The 19,114-nt window shown below is 43.2% G+C and carries 15 protein-coding genes and 2 tRNA genes; 6 read left to right on the top strand and 11 right to left on the bottom strand.

Going from position 1 to position 19,114, the window contains the following annotated elements; genetic code table 11:
* Window position 1 precedes the first annotated feature (1 nt).
* From ACRHOZ_RS04570 to folE, 7 genes are all read right to left on the bottom strand, one after another.
* Entirely contained in the window at window positions 2-1,246 is a 1,245-nt protein-coding gene (locus ACRHOZ_RS04570) for an ATP-binding cassette domain-containing protein (protein WP_431122864.1), read from the bottom strand.
* A 29-nt stretch (window positions 1,247-1,275) separates the two neighbouring features.
* Window positions 1,276-1,800 (bottom strand): GNAT family N-acetyltransferase, encoded by a 525-nt coding sequence (locus tag ACRHOZ_RS04565; RefSeq protein ID WP_431122862.1) that lies wholly within the window; start codon window positions 1,798-1,800, stop codon window positions 1,276-1,278.
* Entirely contained in the window at window positions 1,801-2,292 is a 492-nt protein-coding gene (locus ACRHOZ_RS04560; RefSeq protein ID WP_431122859.1) for a DUF192 domain-containing protein, read from the bottom strand. It lies immediately after the preceding gene.
* 9 nt (window positions 2,293-2,301) lie between these two features.
* A complete protein-coding gene (gene lgt / locus ACRHOZ_RS04555) occupies window positions 2,302-3,237 on the bottom strand; it encodes a prolipoprotein diacylglyceryl transferase (protein WP_431122858.1) in 936 nt (311 codons plus the stop codon).
* Window positions 3,238-3,512: 275 nt separating this feature from the next.
* Window positions 3,513-3,740, bottom strand: coding sequence for a membrane protein insertion efficiency factor YidD (gene yidD, locus ACRHOZ_RS04550; RefSeq protein WP_431122856.1), 228 nt, complete (start codon window positions 3,738-3,740; stop codon window positions 3,513-3,515).
* Window positions 3,741-3,759: 19 nt separating this feature from the next.
* Window positions 3,760-5,241, bottom strand: coding sequence for a cysteine--tRNA ligase (cysS, locus tag ACRHOZ_RS04545; protein ID WP_431122854.1), 1,482 nt, complete (start codon window positions 5,239-5,241; stop codon window positions 3,760-3,762).
* Window positions 5,242-5,255: 14 nt separating this feature from the next.
* Window positions 5,256-5,936: a GTP cyclohydrolase I FolE gene (gene folE / locus ACRHOZ_RS04540; RefSeq protein ID WP_431122852.1), complete on the bottom strand. Its 681-nt coding sequence runs from the start codon at window positions 5,934-5,936 to the stop codon at window positions 5,256-5,258.
* Between the two features lie 132 nt (window positions 5,937-6,068).
* Between folE and ACRHOZ_RS04535 the strand changes: the two genes are divergently transcribed.
* A complete protein-coding gene (locus tag ACRHOZ_RS04535; RefSeq protein WP_431122850.1) occupies window positions 6,069-7,877 on the top strand; it encodes a T9SS type B sorting domain-containing protein in 1,809 nt (602 codons plus the stop codon).
* A gap of 114 nt (window positions 7,878-7,991) precedes the next feature.
* Window positions 7,992-9,443, top strand: a complete 1,452-nt coding sequence (locus ACRHOZ_RS04530) for a T9SS type B sorting domain-containing protein (protein WP_431122847.1) — start codon at window positions 7,992-7,994, stop codon at window positions 9,441-9,443.
* 51 nt (window positions 9,444-9,494) lie between these two features.
* Here the strand turns inward: ACRHOZ_RS04530 and ACRHOZ_RS04525 are convergent, their stop codons facing one another.
* A complete protein-coding gene (locus ACRHOZ_RS04525) occupies window positions 9,495-10,994 on the bottom strand; it encodes an OmpP1/FadL family transporter (RefSeq protein ID WP_431122845.1) in 1,500 nt (499 codons plus the stop codon).
* 38 nt (window positions 10,995-11,032) lie between these two features.
* Window positions 11,033-12,409 carry a hypothetical protein gene (locus tag ACRHOZ_RS04520; protein WP_431122842.1) on the bottom strand — a complete coding sequence of 459 codons (1,377 nt, stop codon included), beginning with the start codon at window positions 12,407-12,409 and terminating at the stop codon, window positions 11,033-11,035.
* Window positions 12,410-12,504: 95 nt separating this feature from the next.
* Here ACRHOZ_RS04520 and proS point away from each other — a divergent pair, with 95 nt between their 5' ends.
* From proS to rpsT, 4 genes are all read left to right on the top strand, one after another.
* Window positions 12,505-13,980 carry a proline--tRNA ligase gene (gene proS, locus ACRHOZ_RS04515; RefSeq protein WP_431122841.1) on the top strand — a complete coding sequence of 492 codons (1,476 nt, stop codon included), beginning with the start codon at window positions 12,505-12,507 and terminating at the stop codon, window positions 13,978-13,980.
* Between the two features lie 118 nt (window positions 13,981-14,098).
* Window positions 14,099-14,170 (top strand) — tRNA-Glu (locus tag ACRHOZ_RS04510).
* Between the two features lie 79 nt (window positions 14,171-14,249).
* A tRNA-Glu gene (locus tag ACRHOZ_RS04505) sits at window positions 14,250-14,321 on the top strand.
* An 86-nt stretch (window positions 14,322-14,407) separates the two neighbouring features.
* On the top strand, window positions 14,408-14,659 hold the full coding sequence (gene rpsT / locus ACRHOZ_RS04500; protein WP_073175882.1) for a 30S ribosomal protein S20: 252 nt from the start codon (window positions 14,408-14,410) through the stop codon (window positions 14,657-14,659).
* A 55-nt stretch (window positions 14,660-14,714) separates the two neighbouring features.
* On the opposite strand, the gene ACRHOZ_RS04495 is transcribed toward rpsT, so the two are convergent.
* The gene (locus ACRHOZ_RS04495) at window positions 14,715-16,634 is read right to left on the bottom strand and encodes an LruC domain-containing protein (protein ID WP_431122838.1); all 1,920 of its coding nucleotides are present in this window, start codon (window positions 16,632-16,634) and stop codon (window positions 14,715-14,717) included.
* Between the two features lie 201 nt (window positions 16,635-16,835).
* Window positions 16,836-18,884: an LruC domain-containing protein gene (locus tag ACRHOZ_RS04490; protein WP_431122836.1), complete on the bottom strand. Its 2,049-nt coding sequence runs from the start codon at window positions 18,882-18,884 to the stop codon at window positions 16,836-16,838.
* Between the last annotated feature and the right edge of the window lie 230 nt (window positions 18,885-19,114).

Here is a 19,114-nt window from a genome sequence, read left to right as displayed (position 1 = left end):
CTTATTTAACGCTTCCAGTGGAACCGGATTCACCCATTTCCAAAATGTAATCAAATTGAGGTTCCAATCCAATCTCTTTTCTATGGGATACAAAAACTATGGTGGTATGGCTCTCAGTGGAAATCTTGTTCACCAAGGCTATAAACAAGGCCGCATTGGCGTCGTCCAAACCTGCTGTAGGTTCGTCCAGAATGAGCAACGGAGGATGTTTTACCATGGCACGGGCGGTCATCACCAATCGTTTTTGGCCTTGTGTCAGTTCCAAAAACTGTATATCTTTTTTGTGTTCTAAGCCCAGTAGTTTCAACCATTCCTTGGCCACTCGCTTTTCATGGTCAGACGGTCTTATGTATAACCCCACCGAATCATGAAACCCTGAAACCAGCATATTTTCGACGCTATGGTATCCATTAAACTTATCGGTCATTGCTGGGGTAAAATAGCCAATCTTGCTTTTAAGGTCCCAGACACTTTCCCCGCTTCCTTTTTTTTGTCCAAACAAGGTTAAATCTTTACCATACCCTTTATGACTGTCTCCAGTAACCATGGACAAAAGAGTGGTCTTGCCACTGCCATTGGGGCCTATAAGTTGCCAAAATTCCCCCTGCTTTACGGTCCAACAGATGTTGTTCAATACCTGCCGTCCATCAAAACTGACGGACACGTTTTTGAATGCCACCAAGGTTTCGGACTCCACTTTGATTTGCTGGATAGGGGGCGGAATGGGGAGTTGGAAACCCAAAGTTCCAGTTTGGTTGGCCTTAAAAAATGCTTCTGAATCGGTATATCTGTTTAAACTGCCATTTTCCAATTTGAAATAATTGGAGGTAATGGGGAGGATATCCTCCAGTCTGCTTACCACCTGCACCAAAACCGTTGTTTTTGATATGGTAAGGAGCTGCTCCTTAAGACTTGCTTGGGTAGCAACATCCAAGTTGTCAAAGGGATTTACCAGGACCAAAAAATCGGGACTTTGGGATAGCAAATAGCGGAGTAGGGCTTTCTTTTGTTCGCCGCTGCTCATGGTCTTAAGGGATTGTTGGGTGTCCTGAGTGATTATTTTTACATCATGCCGTTCTTCCTCATCCATAAAACGGTGGATTTCCGAACGCGAAAAAAGCAAACCAGATTTGTTTTCCAATGCTTCAAACCCATTAGGTATTGGACCATTTAATAAATTGAGGACCAAATTCCTGGTCTTTGAGGTGTTGTTGGTGAGTACGGCGTAGTTTTTAGGTTGGTCCATCCCTTGGATAAAGGATTTTAAGTTAAAAATTATCCTTGATCTACCCTAAAAATGTGTACGGGATTGTCCTTGTAGGTAGTTGTCTTGTCCAGAACCATCCCGTTTTTTAGAGCAACTTTTTGAGAAGGGATGTTGTCCACATGAATAATGGAAATCAAGGTATTGGTCAACTGGTGTTGAAAAGCATATTGTTTGCACTTCTCGGCTGCTTCAAAAGCGAAGCCCTGGAGCCAAAATTCAGGTAGAACCGAGTATCCTATTTCCAACTCTTCAATTCCATCCACAGTTTGAACCAAAAGGCCACAAATACCAACCAATTGCCCAGTGGATTTTAGCTCAAGCGCATTCATACCGCCCAACTCATGCTCGTATCGTTCAAAAATACGGTCAAACTGCTGTTGACAAGCTTGGATTGGATCCGAGGGCAGTCCGTCCCAAAATTCCGTGGATTTTGGATTGTTGTAAAATGGTAGCCAGGCCTCAAAATCTGAGAGCTGAACCTTTCTAAAAAGTAGTCGCTCGCTACTTTGGTTTTCCAGGAGTCGCTTGTCCATCTAATTTCGGGAATAAGCAACTGTATCGCCCACTTCAAGACCCCATTGGTCCGACAAGCCTGCATTGATTTCCAATACAAATTTCACCGGTCCTTCCGAAGGAAGTCCACTTTCGTCAAAGGGCTTTGCATTTTTTTGAAAACTGGCAATTTTCAAGTTTTCATCGATATAGATGATATCCAAAGGAAATTGGGTATTCTTCATGTAGAAGGAATGATGCGTCACATCTGGAAAAATAAACAACATTCCCTGCTTTTGCTCCATGGATTCCCGATACATTAATCCGGTCTGGGTTTCATAATCGGTTTCCGCAATTTCGATGTCCAAACGGGCGATTATGGAATCCGTTTCGGATTTGGAAATGGTCAACTCCCCTTCCTTGGTAAATGTAATGGTCTTGGTTTGAATCTCCTTTTTGGATTCCGTCTTACATGCACTAAAGAACAGCATGGAACCTACCAACACAAAAAGTACGTTACGCCAATTGTTCATTATAAGGGATTATTGTTTAGCTGAATTGGGTCTGAACATGAAATACAATCCTATCAAAATCATAGGGATACTCAGCCATTGTCCTGTAGACAAAAGCCCAAGGGTTTCCTCGATTCCGCCTTGCTCCCTTTTGAATCTCTCTACAATAAATCTAACCGTCCAAAGGCATACCATAAACAAGCCAAAGAGATATCCTGGCTTGTCTTTTTTATCCGTTTTCCAATACAAAAGATACAAGAGCACAAAAATGAGGGCATAACCCATGGCTTCATACAATTGGGCGGGATATCTAAAAGGAATGGATTCCAAAATACTGGCAAATTGGGGATCGTTTTCAATGGCCTTATAGGCGGCATTAGCGGTTTTTTCCCCAGTAACCCGCATAGCTTCACTCTCAGGCATATCTTGACTGTCCCGAATAAATCTGGTAGCCATAAAAGAAGATCCATCAGCTTCCTTTCCGTTGATTTCGGAATTGAAAAAATTCCCCAAACGAACAAAACAAGCCCCTATGGCGGATACGACTGCCATCCTATCCAGCAACCATAGCATCTTAATGTCCTTCCATTTGCGTGTATACAGCCACATTCCAATGATGGCCGCAATAGTGGCTCCATGGCTGGCCAAACCTGCAAAACCGGTAAATCTAAACTCGGGAACGGTACTTATGGGCAATAAAATGGACAAGGGGTCTTTGGTAAACAAATCGCTCTGGTAAAAAATCACGTGTCCAAGGCGCGCACCCAGCATAATGGAGACGATTCCATAAATAAATAAGGAATCCAATTTCTCCAAGGACTTGTTTTCATTTTGGAAGATACGTTTCATCAGAAACCATCCGACCACAAAAGCTGCTATCCAAAGTAGGTTATAGTACTTGATCTGAACAAAACCCAGTTGAAACAAAGTGCCATCCGGATTCCAGTTAAAGCCTAAAAAGTACATAAGGTAAAATTTTGGACTAATATACTTAAAGAAGTTAGACCGCTGCGCTTTTAGATGTTAGAATTGAGATAAATCATTGATGGGGTTTTTGGTGAATAGCATGCAGTTTAATTTGAAATCTTGAGCTTTGGATGCGACGATTTGAGAACGTGTGAATTGGGCTACTACTTGGTGGGTAAAGGGTGAATGGTAAAGGGTGAAAGGTTAAAGGTGAAGGTGTTTACTACTGTCCACAGTTGATTGAACCTGAACTTGGCATTTGATCTTGAACTTTCCTATGGAACAGGGTCGTAACCTTTGCCGCCCCAGGGATGGCAGCTAAAAATGCGCTTTATGGAGAGCCACCCACCTTTAAAAAGACCGTGCTTTTTCAAAGCTTCCAAAGTATAGGCCGAACAGGTTGGGGTATATCTGCAGGTAGCAGGGGTCAACGGAGAGATGAGCATTTGGTAAAGTCGTACCAAAAGCACAAAGGGGGCAATAAGTATTTTCTTTAAAGACATTCCCTAAATGGGTACGCAGTTACTTTAGACTAAATGTGGTGCCTTCCTTGCCATCTTTCAATTGGATGCCCAAGGCAATAAGTTCATCCCTGATCTTATCCGAAGTGGCAAAATCCTTATTGGCCCGTGCCTCGTTCCGCAGACCGATTAACAGTTCCACAACGCCGGACAGGGTTTGGGAATTGTCTTCCGTTGCAGCTTGGTTCTCAATACCCAAAATTTCATGAACAAAGGTGGTCATGGTGTTTTGGAGCAAAGTTTTATCCGCTTCGGTAATGCTTTCCTTTCCTTCCTTGATTAGATTGATATGTTTTACGGCTTCGAACAATTGTGAGATCAAAATGGGAGTATTGAAATCATCGTTCATGGCATCATAACATTTCTGTTGCCAAGATTTCACGTCGAAATCAGAGGATGCACCGGTGTTCAATTTTGAAACATTGTCCATACCATCCATCAAACGGTAATACCCTTTTTCAGAGGCCAATAACGCCTCATCACTTAAATCCAAAATACTGGTGTAATGGGCCTGCATCATAAAAAACCGAACCACGGAAGGGGAGTAGGCCTTGCTTAAAATGTCATTCTCCCCACTGATAATCTCAGAAGGATAAATGTTGTTGCCTGTGGATTTGGACATTTTCTTCCCATTGAGGGTAAGCATGTTGGCGTGCAACCAATACTTCACAGGGGATTTTCCACTACTGGCTTCAGACTGGGCTATTTCACATTCGTGATGGGGAAACTTCAAATCCATTCCACCTCCATGGATATCGAAGGTCTCGCCCAGGTATTTGGTGCTCATGGCGGTACACTCCAAATGCCAGCCTGGGAAGCCATCGCCCCAAGGGGAAGGCCATCGCATAATATGTTGTGGCTCTGCCTTTTTCCAAAGGGCAAAATCCTGGGGATTTCTTTTTTCACTTTGGGCGGTCAACTCACGAGTATTGGCGATCATGTCTTCCAGCTTTCTTCCGCTGAGCTTACCGTAGGTGTTGGATTCATTGAATTTTATGACATCAAAATAAACAGACCCATTGATTTCATAGGCAAATCCATTATCAATGATTTCCTTGATGATTTCTATTTGCTCAATAATATGTCCCGTGGCGGTAGGTTCAATGCTCGGAGGCAAAAAATTGAACTGTTGTAGCGTATTATGAAAATCCACGGTATACCGTTGCACCACCTCCATGGGCTCTATCTGCTCCAGCTTTGCTTTTTTTGCGATTTTGTCCTCACCTTCATCCGCATCGTTCTCCAAATGCCCAGCATCCGTAATATTTCGGACATAGCGAACTTTAAAGCCCAAATGCTTGAAATACCGGAAAATCATGTCAAAAGACATAAAGGTTCGGCAGTTCCCCAAGTGTACATTGCTATAAACCGTTGGCCCACAGACATACATGCCTATGTGGCCCTCGTTGATAGGTTCAAACAGTTCTTTTTTTCCCGAAAGTGAATTGTGTACTTTGAGTTGCTGGCTTTTGTAAAGTTGCATGAATGTGTTGAATGTTAAAAGTCGGTATCTAGGTTGATGTAGTCCAAAAATTCCCTTCTAACCGCTTCATCCTTGAATTTTCCTCCGTATTCCGCAGTAACAGTGCTGCTTTCAATGTCCCGAATTCCCCTGGAATTTACGCAAAGGTGCTTGGCATCAATTACACAGGCTACATCCTCGGTTCCCAAAACCCGCTGGAGTTCCTTCACAATTTGGATGTTCATTCGTTCCTGCACCTGTGGACGTTTGGCGTAGTAGTCCACAATACGGTTCATTTTGGAAAGTCCCACCACTGTTCCGTTGGAAACATAGGCGATATGGGCCCTGCCAATAATGGGGAGCAAATGGTGTTCGCAGGTGGAATACACCACGATGTTCTTCTCCACCAACATCTCACCATATTTATACTTGTTTTTAAAGGTGGAGGATTTTGGTTTTCTTTTGGGATGAAGTCCGCTAAAAATTTCTTGTACGAACATTTTGGCTACCCTTTTTGGAGTGCCGTTCAAGCTGTCATCATCCAGGTCCAAACCTAGGGTTAACATGATTTCACGAACGCTTTTTTGGATGCGTTCAATTTTTTCATCATCGCTCAATACAAAAGCATCGTCCCTAATTGGGGTTTCCGTTGATGAGCCAACATGGTCGTTGCCTCTTTCTTCATATTGCTCTTCCAAAGCCTGCTCTAGTTTCATTTGCTCTTTCTTCAAGAAAGCAAAGATATACATTAATGCCCTATTTAACATCTGCTAGCCTTGGTTTGACAACATAAATTATTGTTAAGGGAAAAGCCCAATTATTTTTATAGTGCCCAAAATCTATGGCAAATGATATTGAAATCGGCGATGACGCTTATAGCTGTTGCGATTTTCAGTCAAATGACTTATACCCAGGTCATTCCCGACTGCGGGAATGCTGTGCCCATTTGTAGCAACACTCCTGTGAACGGGGGTACCAACGGTTACGGGATTGACGATTTTAGTGGGGTTGCTGTCAGTGGATGTTTGGAACAGACCACTTCGGGCAGTATTGAGTCCAATTCCGCATGGTATCGGTTTAGAACCAATGCCTCTGGCCAATTGGGATTTAATATAGGGCACGACAGTAGCGAGGATTGGGATTTCGCTCTATACAGGACTGGCGACTGCAACAACCTGGGAGATCCAATTCGCTGTAATTTCTTTGACAACAGTGATGCCAAAAGCTTTATAGGGGTAGGAGAGGATCCTACCGGGGATCCCAACTCTGTGCATTATGAGGACTGGCTGCAGGTTATGCCAGGGGAGGACTATATGCTGTTTATCAATAATTTTAGCGACTCCAATTCGGGTTTTTCCGTTCAATTTACTGGAGATATATGGATTACCAACCCAACGGATGCCTTGGACTGCTCCATTATCAATAATTTACTGGGATCTCCAATAGCGGCTTGTGAAGGAGATACGATTACTTTGGATGCCACCACGGCGGGTGCTTTAAGCTATACTTGGTATAATGATACAGGAAGCGGCTATACCCCAATTTCAGGAGAGACCAACCCAACATTGATAGTATCAACATCAGCAATGTATCGCGTGGTTGTTGCCACTTCTTCAGGCGCCATTATTAGTGATGTACAGGCCTTTTTTAGCGCTATTCCTGTTGCTCAGCCAGTCTTGGACGAAGGTTTTTGCCATACCCTAGATATGGTTTTTGATTTGCAAACAAAGGATTCCGAAGTACTGGGAACCCAAAATCCAAGTGAGTATATCGTAAGTTTTCATGCTAGTGCGGGGGATGCAGCTTCAGGCGCAAATCCATTGAGCAAACAGTATGCAAAGGCTCCTGGATCGGAAACTATTTATGTGCGATTGACGTCCAGTACCAACCCTGACTGTTACGATGATTCACAACATTTTATCCTTAACGCTGTGGAAACCCCAGAACCCACATTTCCTACAGAAGCTACGCTTTGTGATGGTTCGCCAGGGATTGTTATTGGGGAAACCCTTCCCAACCCCAGCTATAGCTATTTATGGAGCACGGGAGAGACTACACCCAATATTACCGTTTCCCAAGCTGGGGATTATACGGTCACGATTACTCATTCCCAAGGCGGAGTGGATTGCGATGTAGACAGAACGGTAAGTACGGCAATATCCAATACTCCCATCATTTCGGTTGATATTGATTTTGAAGACATAAAACCTAGCAACGCGGTGACCGTCCAGAATGATGCAGAGGGAAGTTTTGAATATAGATTGGATGACGGCCCCTATCAAACCAGCCCTATTTTTGATGAAGTACTACCTGGAGCCCATACGGTAACCGCTCGGGACATACATGGTTGTTCCGAGGTGACGGAAAACTTTGTGGTGGTTGGCTTTTCGCCTAGTTTTTCACCCAATGGCGACGTGCTTAACGAAACTTGGCAGATTGAAGGTCTTTCGGTGCTGGATTCCCCAGTGGTAACTATCTATGACCGCTATGGAAAACTGCTTTGGGAAATGACTGAGTTTAGCCCAGGATGGGATGGAAGTTTCCAAGGAATGCCCCTGCCTTCAACCGATTATTGGTTTAAATTGTCCTATCTGGACTCCGACGGTAATCGCATATATGCCAAACATTTACAAAGCCATTTTTCATTGAGAAGATAGTCAGGATTGCATTTTATCGATTAACTGTACAATTTTTCCGTTGAAGCATACTAAAACATGCTTTTTTGGAGTTATAGAGGTTATTATAGAATAACCCTATAGCCCCAAAATTCTATGAGAGCCCTATTTTGTGCTATTTGCTGTTTTTTTCTTAGTTCCAGCATAGCTTTTTCCCAAAATTCCCCGGATTGTAGAACCGCCATACCCGTGTGTGCCGATATGTTTGTTGATGCCGAATCTGATGGTAGTGGAGATATTGATGATTTTGACCCCATGGTCATTACACAATCGGGTTGTTTGGAGAAAGGGAGTGTGGCATCTGCCAATATTGAGAATAACACTTCTTGGTTTGTTTTTAGAGCAGGAACTGATGGGCAAATAGGATTTGATATTCAATCTTTTCCTGTATCTGGTACAGTAGTTACCTCTGAGTTGGATTTTGCATTGTACGGCCCTTTTGATGAGACCTCGGGACAAAATTTTTGCACTTTGGTGGGTAATGGCTCGGCACAACCCATTCGATGTAATTACGAAGTCAATGACACCCATCATACCGGGATTGGCGTGAACCCTGTGGATGGAAGAGTGGGGGCGCCCTTTGTTGTAGGTAGCCAGAATACCTATGACGAATATATTGATGTGATAGCTGGTGAGATTTATTATTTGTTTATCAATAACTACAACACCAACTTTAATGGGGATCCTGAACCTTTTCAAATAAGATTTACGGGAAGTTCGGTGGATGACGATCAGAATACAGCATTGGATTGTACATTAAGGGACGAGTTTTTGGGCTTGGACATTATTGCTTGCGAAGGAGACCCAGACATCGTACTAAGCGCATTGAACTCTCCGGCAGGACCAAATATTGCCAATATTACCTGGGAGTTGGATGCGGATGATGATGGTACCTATGAAACCGTTTTGGCCACGGGAGCCGGACAAACAGAATGGACGGTAACCAGTCCAAATTCAGGACGATACCGGGTGACCATTGAAACTACTTTTGCTACTGTGATTACAGACGACATCCTAATTACCTTTTATCCAACGCCCACACCAGCTGATATAGATATTGTGGTACTCGACGATTTCGTCAACAGTGATCAAACCGACCCTTATAATGTGGAGTTTGTCCCAGTAGGCAATGGAAACTACGAATATTCGCTAAATGGGGGGGATTTTCAAACCGACCCAATCTTTCTTGATGTCCCTCCAGGAATGAATTCCGTTGTTATTAATGATGTTAATGGATGCGGAACCTCCGAACCCATAGATTTTTTGGTTGTGGGTTATCCCAAGTTTTTTACTCCTAATGGCGATACTTTTCACGATTTTTGGAATGTGGAAGGGGTTGACCAATTGGACAATCCTAGAATCTTCATTTTTGACCGATTTGGAAAGCTTATAAAGGAGTTCCCTACGAATACCGCAGGTTGGGATGGTACTTTTAACGGAAGGGATATGCCATCTTCAGATTATTGGTTCCGTTTGGATTATGATCGGGATGACAATGGAGTTGTGGTGGCACGTTCCGTAAGAAGACATTTCTCCCTGGTGCGCTAATAAAAAAGGCTGGATTTCTCCAGCCCTATTTGTGTTCTTCTATTCTTATGGTTAGAATTTAACCGTATAACCCAAGGTAACGTTGGTGTTTATTCTGTTGACCATGGCAGAATTGTCGATGCCGGCATCAAAGAAGAATTCATTGACATCTTGTTCGGATCGGCTAAAGGCCAAATCCAATCTGCTTCCACCAAAATTATATCCTATACCACCTGAATATCCTGTTAAATCCCCGATAGTATCGGCATTTTCATAAGGGCTTTGCTCAAATCGGTATCCCGCTCTCAGGCTCACCTGCTCTATACGATATTCCCCACCAACCCTATAGCTGTTGACTACACCCAGTTCATTGGCTATGACATCATTTTGGGATGCAAAATTGGGGTCCGTTGTAGGTCTAAGCTCGGCTTGGGACATGTCCTGATATCCATAATCCAAACTCAAAAGACCATCCTTGCCAAAAATTACCGCAACACTTCCAGTAAGTTTGGAGGGTGTTTTGATGCGATACTCTTCGAAAGCATTGACAATGTTGAAATTGATAAAATCGATATCAGAAACCGCCAATGAGGAATTGATCCGTTGGGAAATGTCATCGGTCAGTTCATACCAAGTGGGCGACTGATAACTTCCTCCAACTCGTATGTTCTCGTTTAATTTGGCAATGGCCCCAACACTAAATGAAAACCCATATCCCTCCGTATGAAGGAAATTGTCAAAAGTGGTGAATTGAACAGGAGAATCTTGATCATAGCCATTTTCATCCAAGAGGGTTAACCTATCATAAATGACATTGTGAAAATTCAGTGCTGCGCCCAGGTACAGATTTTCTTGGTATTGACCCGCAAAGTTCAAGGTGAATTTGCTGTTGTATCCTGTAGTGCTCTGCAGGTATTCTTGATTTACACTATTGTATTGGGCGTTGGAAAAGTAAGACGTATTGGCGTCATCGTCCTCAGTAGGTTCAATAAGACCCGCCTGAAAGCCCAGAAAAGCTTGCTGTGCCCCATAACCCAAACTGGAACCGATATCTAAATAGGCATCTTCTATAAACTCCCCTTCCTGCACCCTTAAAGGGCCTAAAGCCTGTCCTTGGGCAAACTCCAAAAAGTAGTTGTCAACACCTTGGGTTGTATTTCCTGCTGCAAAAAATTCGTTGTCAAAATTCTGCACCATGTCATAATTGACTGCGAAAGCGATTTTTTTCCATGGACTGTCGGAGGACTTGAAGACAAATACGCCTCCGGCCTGGTTCAACTCCACGGAATTGATATCCCTGTTTTGAACGCTACTGCCAAAAAAGGCATCATTGTTTCTGTTGTAATTAGATCCGTTGACCGAGAATTGGCTGTAGTTGAACACTGCGGAACCCGCTGGGTTCACATTGATAGCGGATAGATCTCCACCCAAGGCGCCAAACGCACCGCCCATGGCTTGAAATCTTGCGGTTCCAAGGGTATTTTCCGTACTATAACGAACTACATCGTCAATAATTTGACCACTGGCAACAAAGCATGCCAATACCATGATGAAAGTTAAGGATCGTTTCATTTCTTTGATTTAGTTAATACAATAAGTGCAATGGGATTTTAGTGTCTTCCGCCACTTCTACCTCTTCCCCCTGATGAACGGGATGCCCCTGAAGATCGGCTTCCGCCAGAACTTCTATAGCTTCCTCCCCTAGATCCGCTGCTTCGGTAGCTAGAACTTCGGGAACTTCCAGAACTTCTATAGCTACTACTTCTGGAACTTCTGCTAGGAGCACTGCTTCTGTAGCTGCCAGGACTTCTTTGACCGCTGGAAGACCTGTTATAATTGCTAGATCTCGGTGCCGTTCTACCAGATGATTGATAGCTTCGGGTGCTTCTTCCTTGGGTTCTGTATCCTGATGAGCCTCTGTTTATGCTTCCGCTCCTATAGGTACCACTACTATTGGCTCCACTTCGGGTAGCCCCACTTCTGTAGGTTCCACTACTTCTGGTAGAGGGCGAGGTGCCATAAGAACGATAGGTTCTTGAGCTTCTATAATTGGGTGTGGTACGGGTACTTCTGCTTGTTCTATAGCTTCGGTTTCTTGCAACCGCATCCGACCCAACGGACCTTCGTGCTGTGGATCCACTTCTATAGGTTGTGGAGCTTCTTCCAGTTGCGGCACTTCTGCTCACATTGGAACGTCCTGCACTAGACCTATATCTGGAGGCATAACCACTTCGCCTTGCAGCAAGATTAGATCTGCCTCGTAAGGTTGTACCTGGAATTGCGGAACTGGTGTAACCTCTTCTGCTTCTGTTATAGGCATAACCATATCCACGGTTGTATCCTCTATTGTAATAAGGTCTTCCGTAGCCATAATAACCACCCCAACCCCAACGGTTCCATCCCCATGGGTTGTTCCAGCCCCAGCCCCAGGCGTATCCGCCCCAGCCCCAACGGTTCCATCTCCAAGGGTTGTTCCAGCCCCAGCCCCAGCCGTAGCCTCCCCAGCCCCAGCCGTTCCAGAGCCATGGATCGTTCCAGCCCCAACCCCAACCAAGACCACCCCAGGCCCAGCTGTTGTCGTAGACGTTGATGGATACACTGGTTGGGTTGTCTCCCCAACCGGGATTACCATTATAGGTGTTGTTATTTGCAAAGTATGTAGTCTGTTCCCCTAAAGGAATGCTATCATTACTAATTTGACTGCTGTAGTTATCTATATCCGTGAAGATTTCGTCCTCCAGGATTTCATCGTACTCTTGCGCCTTTTGTCCAAAATAATCTCCGTAAATATCACTTTCCTGCTTTTCCAACCGGACGGCTTCCGCATTTCTCTTCTCAACCCCTACCACTCGGTTGTTGCTGGAATAAATACCATCATCCTCATAATAGGAAGATTGCTGATAAGTACCACAAGAGATTAAAAAAAGTGCAGCCAACAAGGATGTTGCGAGCATTTGAATTTTGGGGCGGGGTAAAGACTTTTTCATCGTACAATTTTTATTGTTGAACATACTAAAATTAGTTAGTTTTACCGAACTATTTTTGAAGATTAAGTCACAAGTTTTGTGCCAAACTACTGTAGATGGGTAAAAAATTAACGAGTCGGAGCGAGGATTATTCCAAATGGTATAATGAACTTGTTGTAAAGGCGGATTTAGCCGAAAATTCTGGTGTAAGGGGATGTATGGTCATAAAACCCTATGGGTTTGCCATTTGGGAGAAAATGCAGGCCCAGCTGGATAAAATGTTTAAAGAGACGGGTCATGAGAATGCCTATTTCCCGTTGTTTATTCCAAAATCTTACTTGAGCAAAGAGGCCAGCCATGTAGAAGGCTTCGCTAAGGAGTGTGCGGTGGTCACCCATTACCGATTGAAAAATGCTGAGGATGGAAGCGGGATCATCGTAGATGAAGATGCCAAGTTGGAAGAAGAACTTATTGTAAGGCCCACTTCCGAAACCATTATTTGGGACACTTATAGAAAATGGATACAATCGTATAGGGATCTTCCCATTTTGGTGAACCAATGGGCCAATGTGGTGCGTTGGGAAATGCGTACAAGACTGTTTCTCCGTACTGCAGAATTCTTGTGGCAAGAAGGACATACGGCACATGCCACCCGCCAAGAAGCGCTTGATGAAGCAGAGCAAATGATGCATGTTTACGCGGATTTTGTGGAGAATTATATGGGTGTTCCCGTAATCAAGGGAACCAAAACGGAGAGCGAACGCTTTGCAGGGGCTGAAGAAACCTATTGTATTGAGGCGCTTATGCAGGATGGAAAAGCATTGCAAGCAGGGACTTCCCATTTTCTGGGACAAAATTTTGCCAAGGCATTCGATGTGAAGTTTGCCAATAAGGAGGGCAAACAGGAATATGTTTGGGCCACTTCATGGGGTGTCTCTACCCGACTTATGGGAGCGTTGGTCATGACCCATAGTGATGATAATGGATTGGTGTTGCCTCCAAATTTAGCGCCCATTCAGGTGGTTATCGTACCTATTTATAAAGGATTGGAACAATTGGATGCCATTTCCGAAAAAGTGGAGCCTTTGGTGAAGGAACTAAGGGCGAGGGGTATTTCCGTTAAGTATGATAAAAGGGACACGCACAAACCTGGTTTTAAATTCAACGAGTACGAACTGAAAGGCGTACCTGTGCGTTTGGCGGTTGGGCAACGCGATTTGGAAAATGGAACCTTTGAGGTTGCACGAAGGGATACGCTTCAAAAGGAAACAGTGCAAGCAGATGTCGTAATCGATAAAATTGAGTCCTTGATGACAGAAATTCAAGAAAATATCTTTAAAAAGGCGTTGGATTTTAGGGAGGAACGCATCACAGCTGTGGATTCGTATGAAGATTTTAAGAAAGTAATTGAGGAAAAAGGAGGTTTTGTATCCGCCCATTGGGACGGTACAACAGCTACGGAAGACAAAATTAAAGAAGAGACCAAAGCCACTATAAGATGCATTCCGTTGAACCCTGTTCAGGAAGATGGTAAGTGCATGGTAACGGGCAAGCCGTCTACTCAAAGAGTATTGTTTGCCAAGGCGTATTAAAAGGTTTAAAAAATAGAATTTTACTGTTGCAAGACTTAAAAATAGTTGTATTTTTGCACCCGCCTGAATGACATTTGGTTACATATTTCTGAAAGGCAAACGTTCATAACAATAAATTGGCCCGTTCGTCTAGGGGTTAGGACGCCAGGTTTTCATCCTGGTAACAGGGGTTCGATTCCCCTACGGGCTACTAAAGAAAACTGTAAATAATAAATGGAAAATGAAAAAAGGGTATGCCAATTTTCAATTTTTCATTGTTAATTTTAATTGGCCCGTTCGTCTAGGGGTTAGGACGCCAGGTTTTCATCCTGGTAACAGGGGTTCGATTCCCCTACGGGCTACTAAAGAAAACTGTAAATTATAAATGGAAAATGAAAAAAGGGTATGCCAATTTTCAATTTTTCATTATTCATTTTAAATTAAAATAATGGCAAACCATAAGTCAGCATTAAAGAGAATCAGAAGAAACGAAGCAGTTCGCTTGCGCAACAGATACCAGCACAAAACGGTTCGTAACGCAATCAAAAAGCTGAGAAATGAAGAGGACAAAAAAGCAGCTGAAACACTTCTTCCTACTGTAGTTGGTATGATTGATAAGTTGGCAAAACGCAACATTATCCATAACAACAAGGCAGCTAATTTGAAGAGCAAATTGATGAGCAAGGTTGCAGCAATGTAATCTTACTTCTCATTAAGATATAGCAACGCCCCTTTTAGGGGCGTTTTTTTATGGATTAATTCTGTTTTAGCTTGGAAGTGTTCCTATAACCGGGCAGGTTTTTGTGCCAATCCTTTCTACTTTGACCGCCAGATATTCCCCATTCCTCAAAAAATAGATACCCTTCATTAATAGGCTCCTTTTCCAATAGCAGTGGGAAGGATTCCACTACGTTAATGGCCCAAGGAAGGCCATTTTCGGTCGCATAGTTTCCATCTGTATCGGCATTATTACCCTCGACTGCAGGTTGCGCATCTCCCAAATCCGTTGGTTCGTGATTGGAAAGATGAATTTCTTTGTCCCGTTCGCCATTAGCTACTAAAAATGGATTGAAAGGCGCAGGATCCAGCGCAGATTCCGATATGGGATCGATAAGCGTAATATTCACTTTGTTTTCCTGGTTTACAATAATGGAATGGTCATCAAAAAGCGGAATTACGGCATGGGTCTGCCCCAGTTCTGTTCCATTATTGTCCAAACTAAACACGTCACGGTCTAAAAGTTGACCCGTTATGGAAGCAACATTATTGGGGTTGAGTCCTTTGATCTCAAATGCCATGCTGTTTACAAAACCAGCTCCATCAGAAGTAACACTATAATCAATATCTATGGCAACCACTTGATTGCTGGCATTGAAAATTCTGGTAATGGAATAATCAATGGAGGTGTCGTTAAAATCCCAATCCCCCCTAAATGGCCATAAATCCTCAAATACCAAAGAAGCTTTGGAACTAGCCGAAGGATAGATAACGGTATAAGCCTTGGTAGCATCGTTGGGAAATTCGTCCACAGAATCAACAACACCATCCCCATCTTGATCATTGCATAACTCCACCTCGGTAAAAGTGAACCAGTTGGAGTCGTTTTGGGTATTGGTGCCGGGATCATCGGTTCTTCGCCAAACGATCTTGTCAAAGGAACCTGAAGTTGCAGAGATAAGGATGGTACCATAACCATCACGGTAGTAGTGCGATCGAGACCCTGGGTTACTATCTCTTAAAATTCTATCTACCTCATCGTAAACAAGTTCACTACCGCCAGATAAAAGCGTTTCCGTGTGCTGGGTGCCAACAAATTCATATCTGGATGCATCCACACTTCTCACATGCATCAATACATGCTGGATGGGCGAATCAAAGTCCATTTCAAACTCCACATAACCGTCGGAATCATTATTGGTATCAATTTTGGAGCTGATCCAAAAGTTGAAACCATAAAAAGTAAAAATGGGTGTCGAAAATCCACCTCCAGCCAAGGAAAAACTGTTTTTAAACTCCACTCCATCAACATCCGTTGCCGTGATAATGGCCGTTGCATTGTTTTTGGGAAACTGGATGTTGGATAACGTATGTATCCCTGAACCATTGGTGTCCACTACATTCCCAAGGTCAACGTAAAACTTTTGACCATAAACATTGGAGCAGTCCGTATTCATTTTGGAAGAGTTACTTTGTGACTTGGACTTTCCATTTTTTCCTATGATGCCATTGAATGTAAATGACGCCGAGTTTTCGATAATCTGGATGGTTATGTCATCCACAGAGCTATTGGATTTTCGGACCAAGAACAATTCATCCACATAGGACGGAACGGTAAGGTTTTCTAAAATAGTGCCGTTGAAAGGTTCCCTTTCCAGCAACCTTTGGGGCAAGGGACCGGTAATACTATCCAGGCTTTCCGTTAATTCCTCGCTTAGCGGATAAACTTCATAAACAACATTGGGAGTGTTGTCCGAAATACTTACGGCCACCACTTTTTCCGTCTTAAAATCGAAATTATCCGGAAACTTTAGCTCAACCAATACGGGATCCTCTACCAAGATAGAGTCCCTTGCTAGGGCTTCCAGGTAATTGTCGTATTTCTGCCTTAGACAGCTTTGGCTAAGCAGAACTACCAACGAGATGGTTATTATATTCAGAATTTTATGCCTTTTCATCCATCATAACATTCCTTAAATGAACGAAAAAACCTACAAAATCATTGATTTAATCGATGAACGACATTTCGAAGTTGTAAAACCCGTTAAAGCTGTGGTGTAGCTAATTTCCTAACTCAAATTAGAAAGCGATTGGCAGCAGACATTACATCAAAAAACGCCCTCTTTTGGGCGTTTATATGTTGTTTTTAACTGTAAGGGTTAATCCTGAAGTTGGGATTCGTTTCGGTATCCCGTGGAATCTTTGTACCAGTCTTGAAACAGCGTTCCACCAGAATTTGCCCATTGATTAAAGTAATTATAGGCTTGATTGACTGGGACATTTTCTTTGGGAGGCTTAAAGTTGTGCACAATATTAATGGCCCAAGGTAAACCTGAATCTGTTTTATAATTGCCATCCAAGTCAAGATTTACACCTTCCACGGTGGTATCATTAACTCCTAAGCTTGTTCTAAATCTATTGGGCAAATGGATTTCTTGCCCTCGATTCTTGTCCACAATTAAGAAGGGGTTAAAAGGAGCTATTCCAAGCTGGTTGGTGGTAATTGGGGTAGTAAAATTGATGGTAACCTTGCTAGGGATATTGAGCATGGTTTCATGATTATCAAATAGGATGACTACCGCCCTGTCCTGCCCTTGTTCCAAACCATTTGCAGCTACGTTTATAAAACCTTCATTCAGAACCGTTCCCGTAACGGATTCAACCAAGCTTGGTGGAATACTTTCAAACTCGATTCCAAAGGCGTTGGTCAACCCAGCTCCATCTGAACTTACCTCAAAATGAATGTCCAGCTGTACCACCATATTGTCCGAATTCAAAACAGCGACAAACCTATAGTTTACAGCGGTGTCGTTGAAATCATAATCCCCGAGATAAGGCCAAAGGTCTTCAAACGCTACTGTACCCCATCCATACTTACTGGGTGTAAATTGCTCAAAAGCTTTGTTAGCATCCTCGGGAAAATCGTCATTGCTATCTGTAATTCCATCACCATCCGTATCAGGATCTACGGCAACTTCATCAAATACCCTAAAAGTTGTTAGGTCATTGATGGTTCGGCCTAAACTGACACCCGAGGTGGAAGCAGGGCCATATCGGTATTCCCATCCTCCCGTTTGGGTATCCATTACAATAAGGTTACTGCTACCTCCATTGTCCGCCAACCACAACTCGTCATTGGAGTCAAAAGTCATGGAAGTGGGTGAAAATGGAAGGTCTTCCCCGCTAATCCGAACAGCATCGTAATTTCCATCTCCGTTTTCGTCAAGTCTATAAAGCCCCGAAAAAGAGCATAAGAAAATGGTGCCATCTGTAGCAAAAGCAAGATCGCCACCGTTTTTCTTGTGAAGGCCCACAATATCCCAGTTGGATAAGATGTTGGCGTTTTGTGGATCGACTGTGTAGAGCTTATTGCCGGTGGAAAAATACAATAGGCCATCGTTTTTGTTGTAGTCGAGTCGTGGCCCGCCCAAGCCCAAGTCGCCCACCGTGGTCCAAGAATCGGCGGCCATGTCATATTTCATTAAGGGATAGGGCTTGCTGCGACCAACGGAATACACAAACTGATTTTCTTGATCAATTGCAGCGGTCCAACTCCCCATGGGCATATCTGAGATAAATGTATATGCTCCTGTCAAAGGATCCACTTGAAACATTTCTCCACCTCCATTGACACAGTATAGATAATCCTCTATCATGGCCTTATTGGCCGATGTTCCTTTCCCCGTATCCGGGATATAGTTATACGTTAAGGCGGTGCCCGTAATATTTATAATGGCCGAAGAAAATTTAAAGCCTTCCTTTCGTTTAAGGTAAAGTTTTTCATAATAGGAGGGAATCACAAAAGTCTGCTCCAAGCTTCCTCCGGACGGAATGCCGCTTAAAATTAAATGATTGAGATTATCCACCGAGACCTCGACACCAGTTTCTTCCTCTTCTTCTTCATTTAGAAACACAAATTCCTCCCCCAAAACTACCTGGTCATTGTATGCATATACATAGTATTTTGCATTTGGAGTGTTGTCATTGATGGTCAGGGTTACTTCTTTTTCCGTATCGAAGTCAAAATTGGCAGGAATCTTAAGTTCCGTAATTTCAAGTTCATCTACGGGGACCTCAACTTCGGGCGTTGGAGGTGTTCCTTCAGACGTTGGATTGGTAGGATTGTCCAAGCTGTCCTTAACACAAGAAGTTAAGCTCAAAGCCAGCAGAATACATACACAGGACAAATTAATTTGGGGCAGTCTCATCTTATTTTTATTTGGTGGATTTATAGTCCAATTATGGTAAAACTAATTTTTGACCAACCATCTTTTGGCTGGTCTTAGGCTTCCAGCGATTTAGTATCGACCAATGGTTTTATGATATCGATGGATCGCTGACGGCAACTATTAATTCAATTTTGAACGAAAAAACCTACAAAATCATATAAAAAAATCGATGAACGGAATATGGAAGTTGTGAAAACCGTTGGAAACAA

The organism is Flagellimonas flava (assembly GCF_050617915.1).
Taxonomy (GTDB): Bacteria; Bacteroidota; Bacteroidia; order Flavobacteriales; family Flavobacteriaceae; genus Flagellimonas; species Flagellimonas flava_A.
This window is presented reverse-complemented; position numbering and strand designations above follow the sequence as displayed.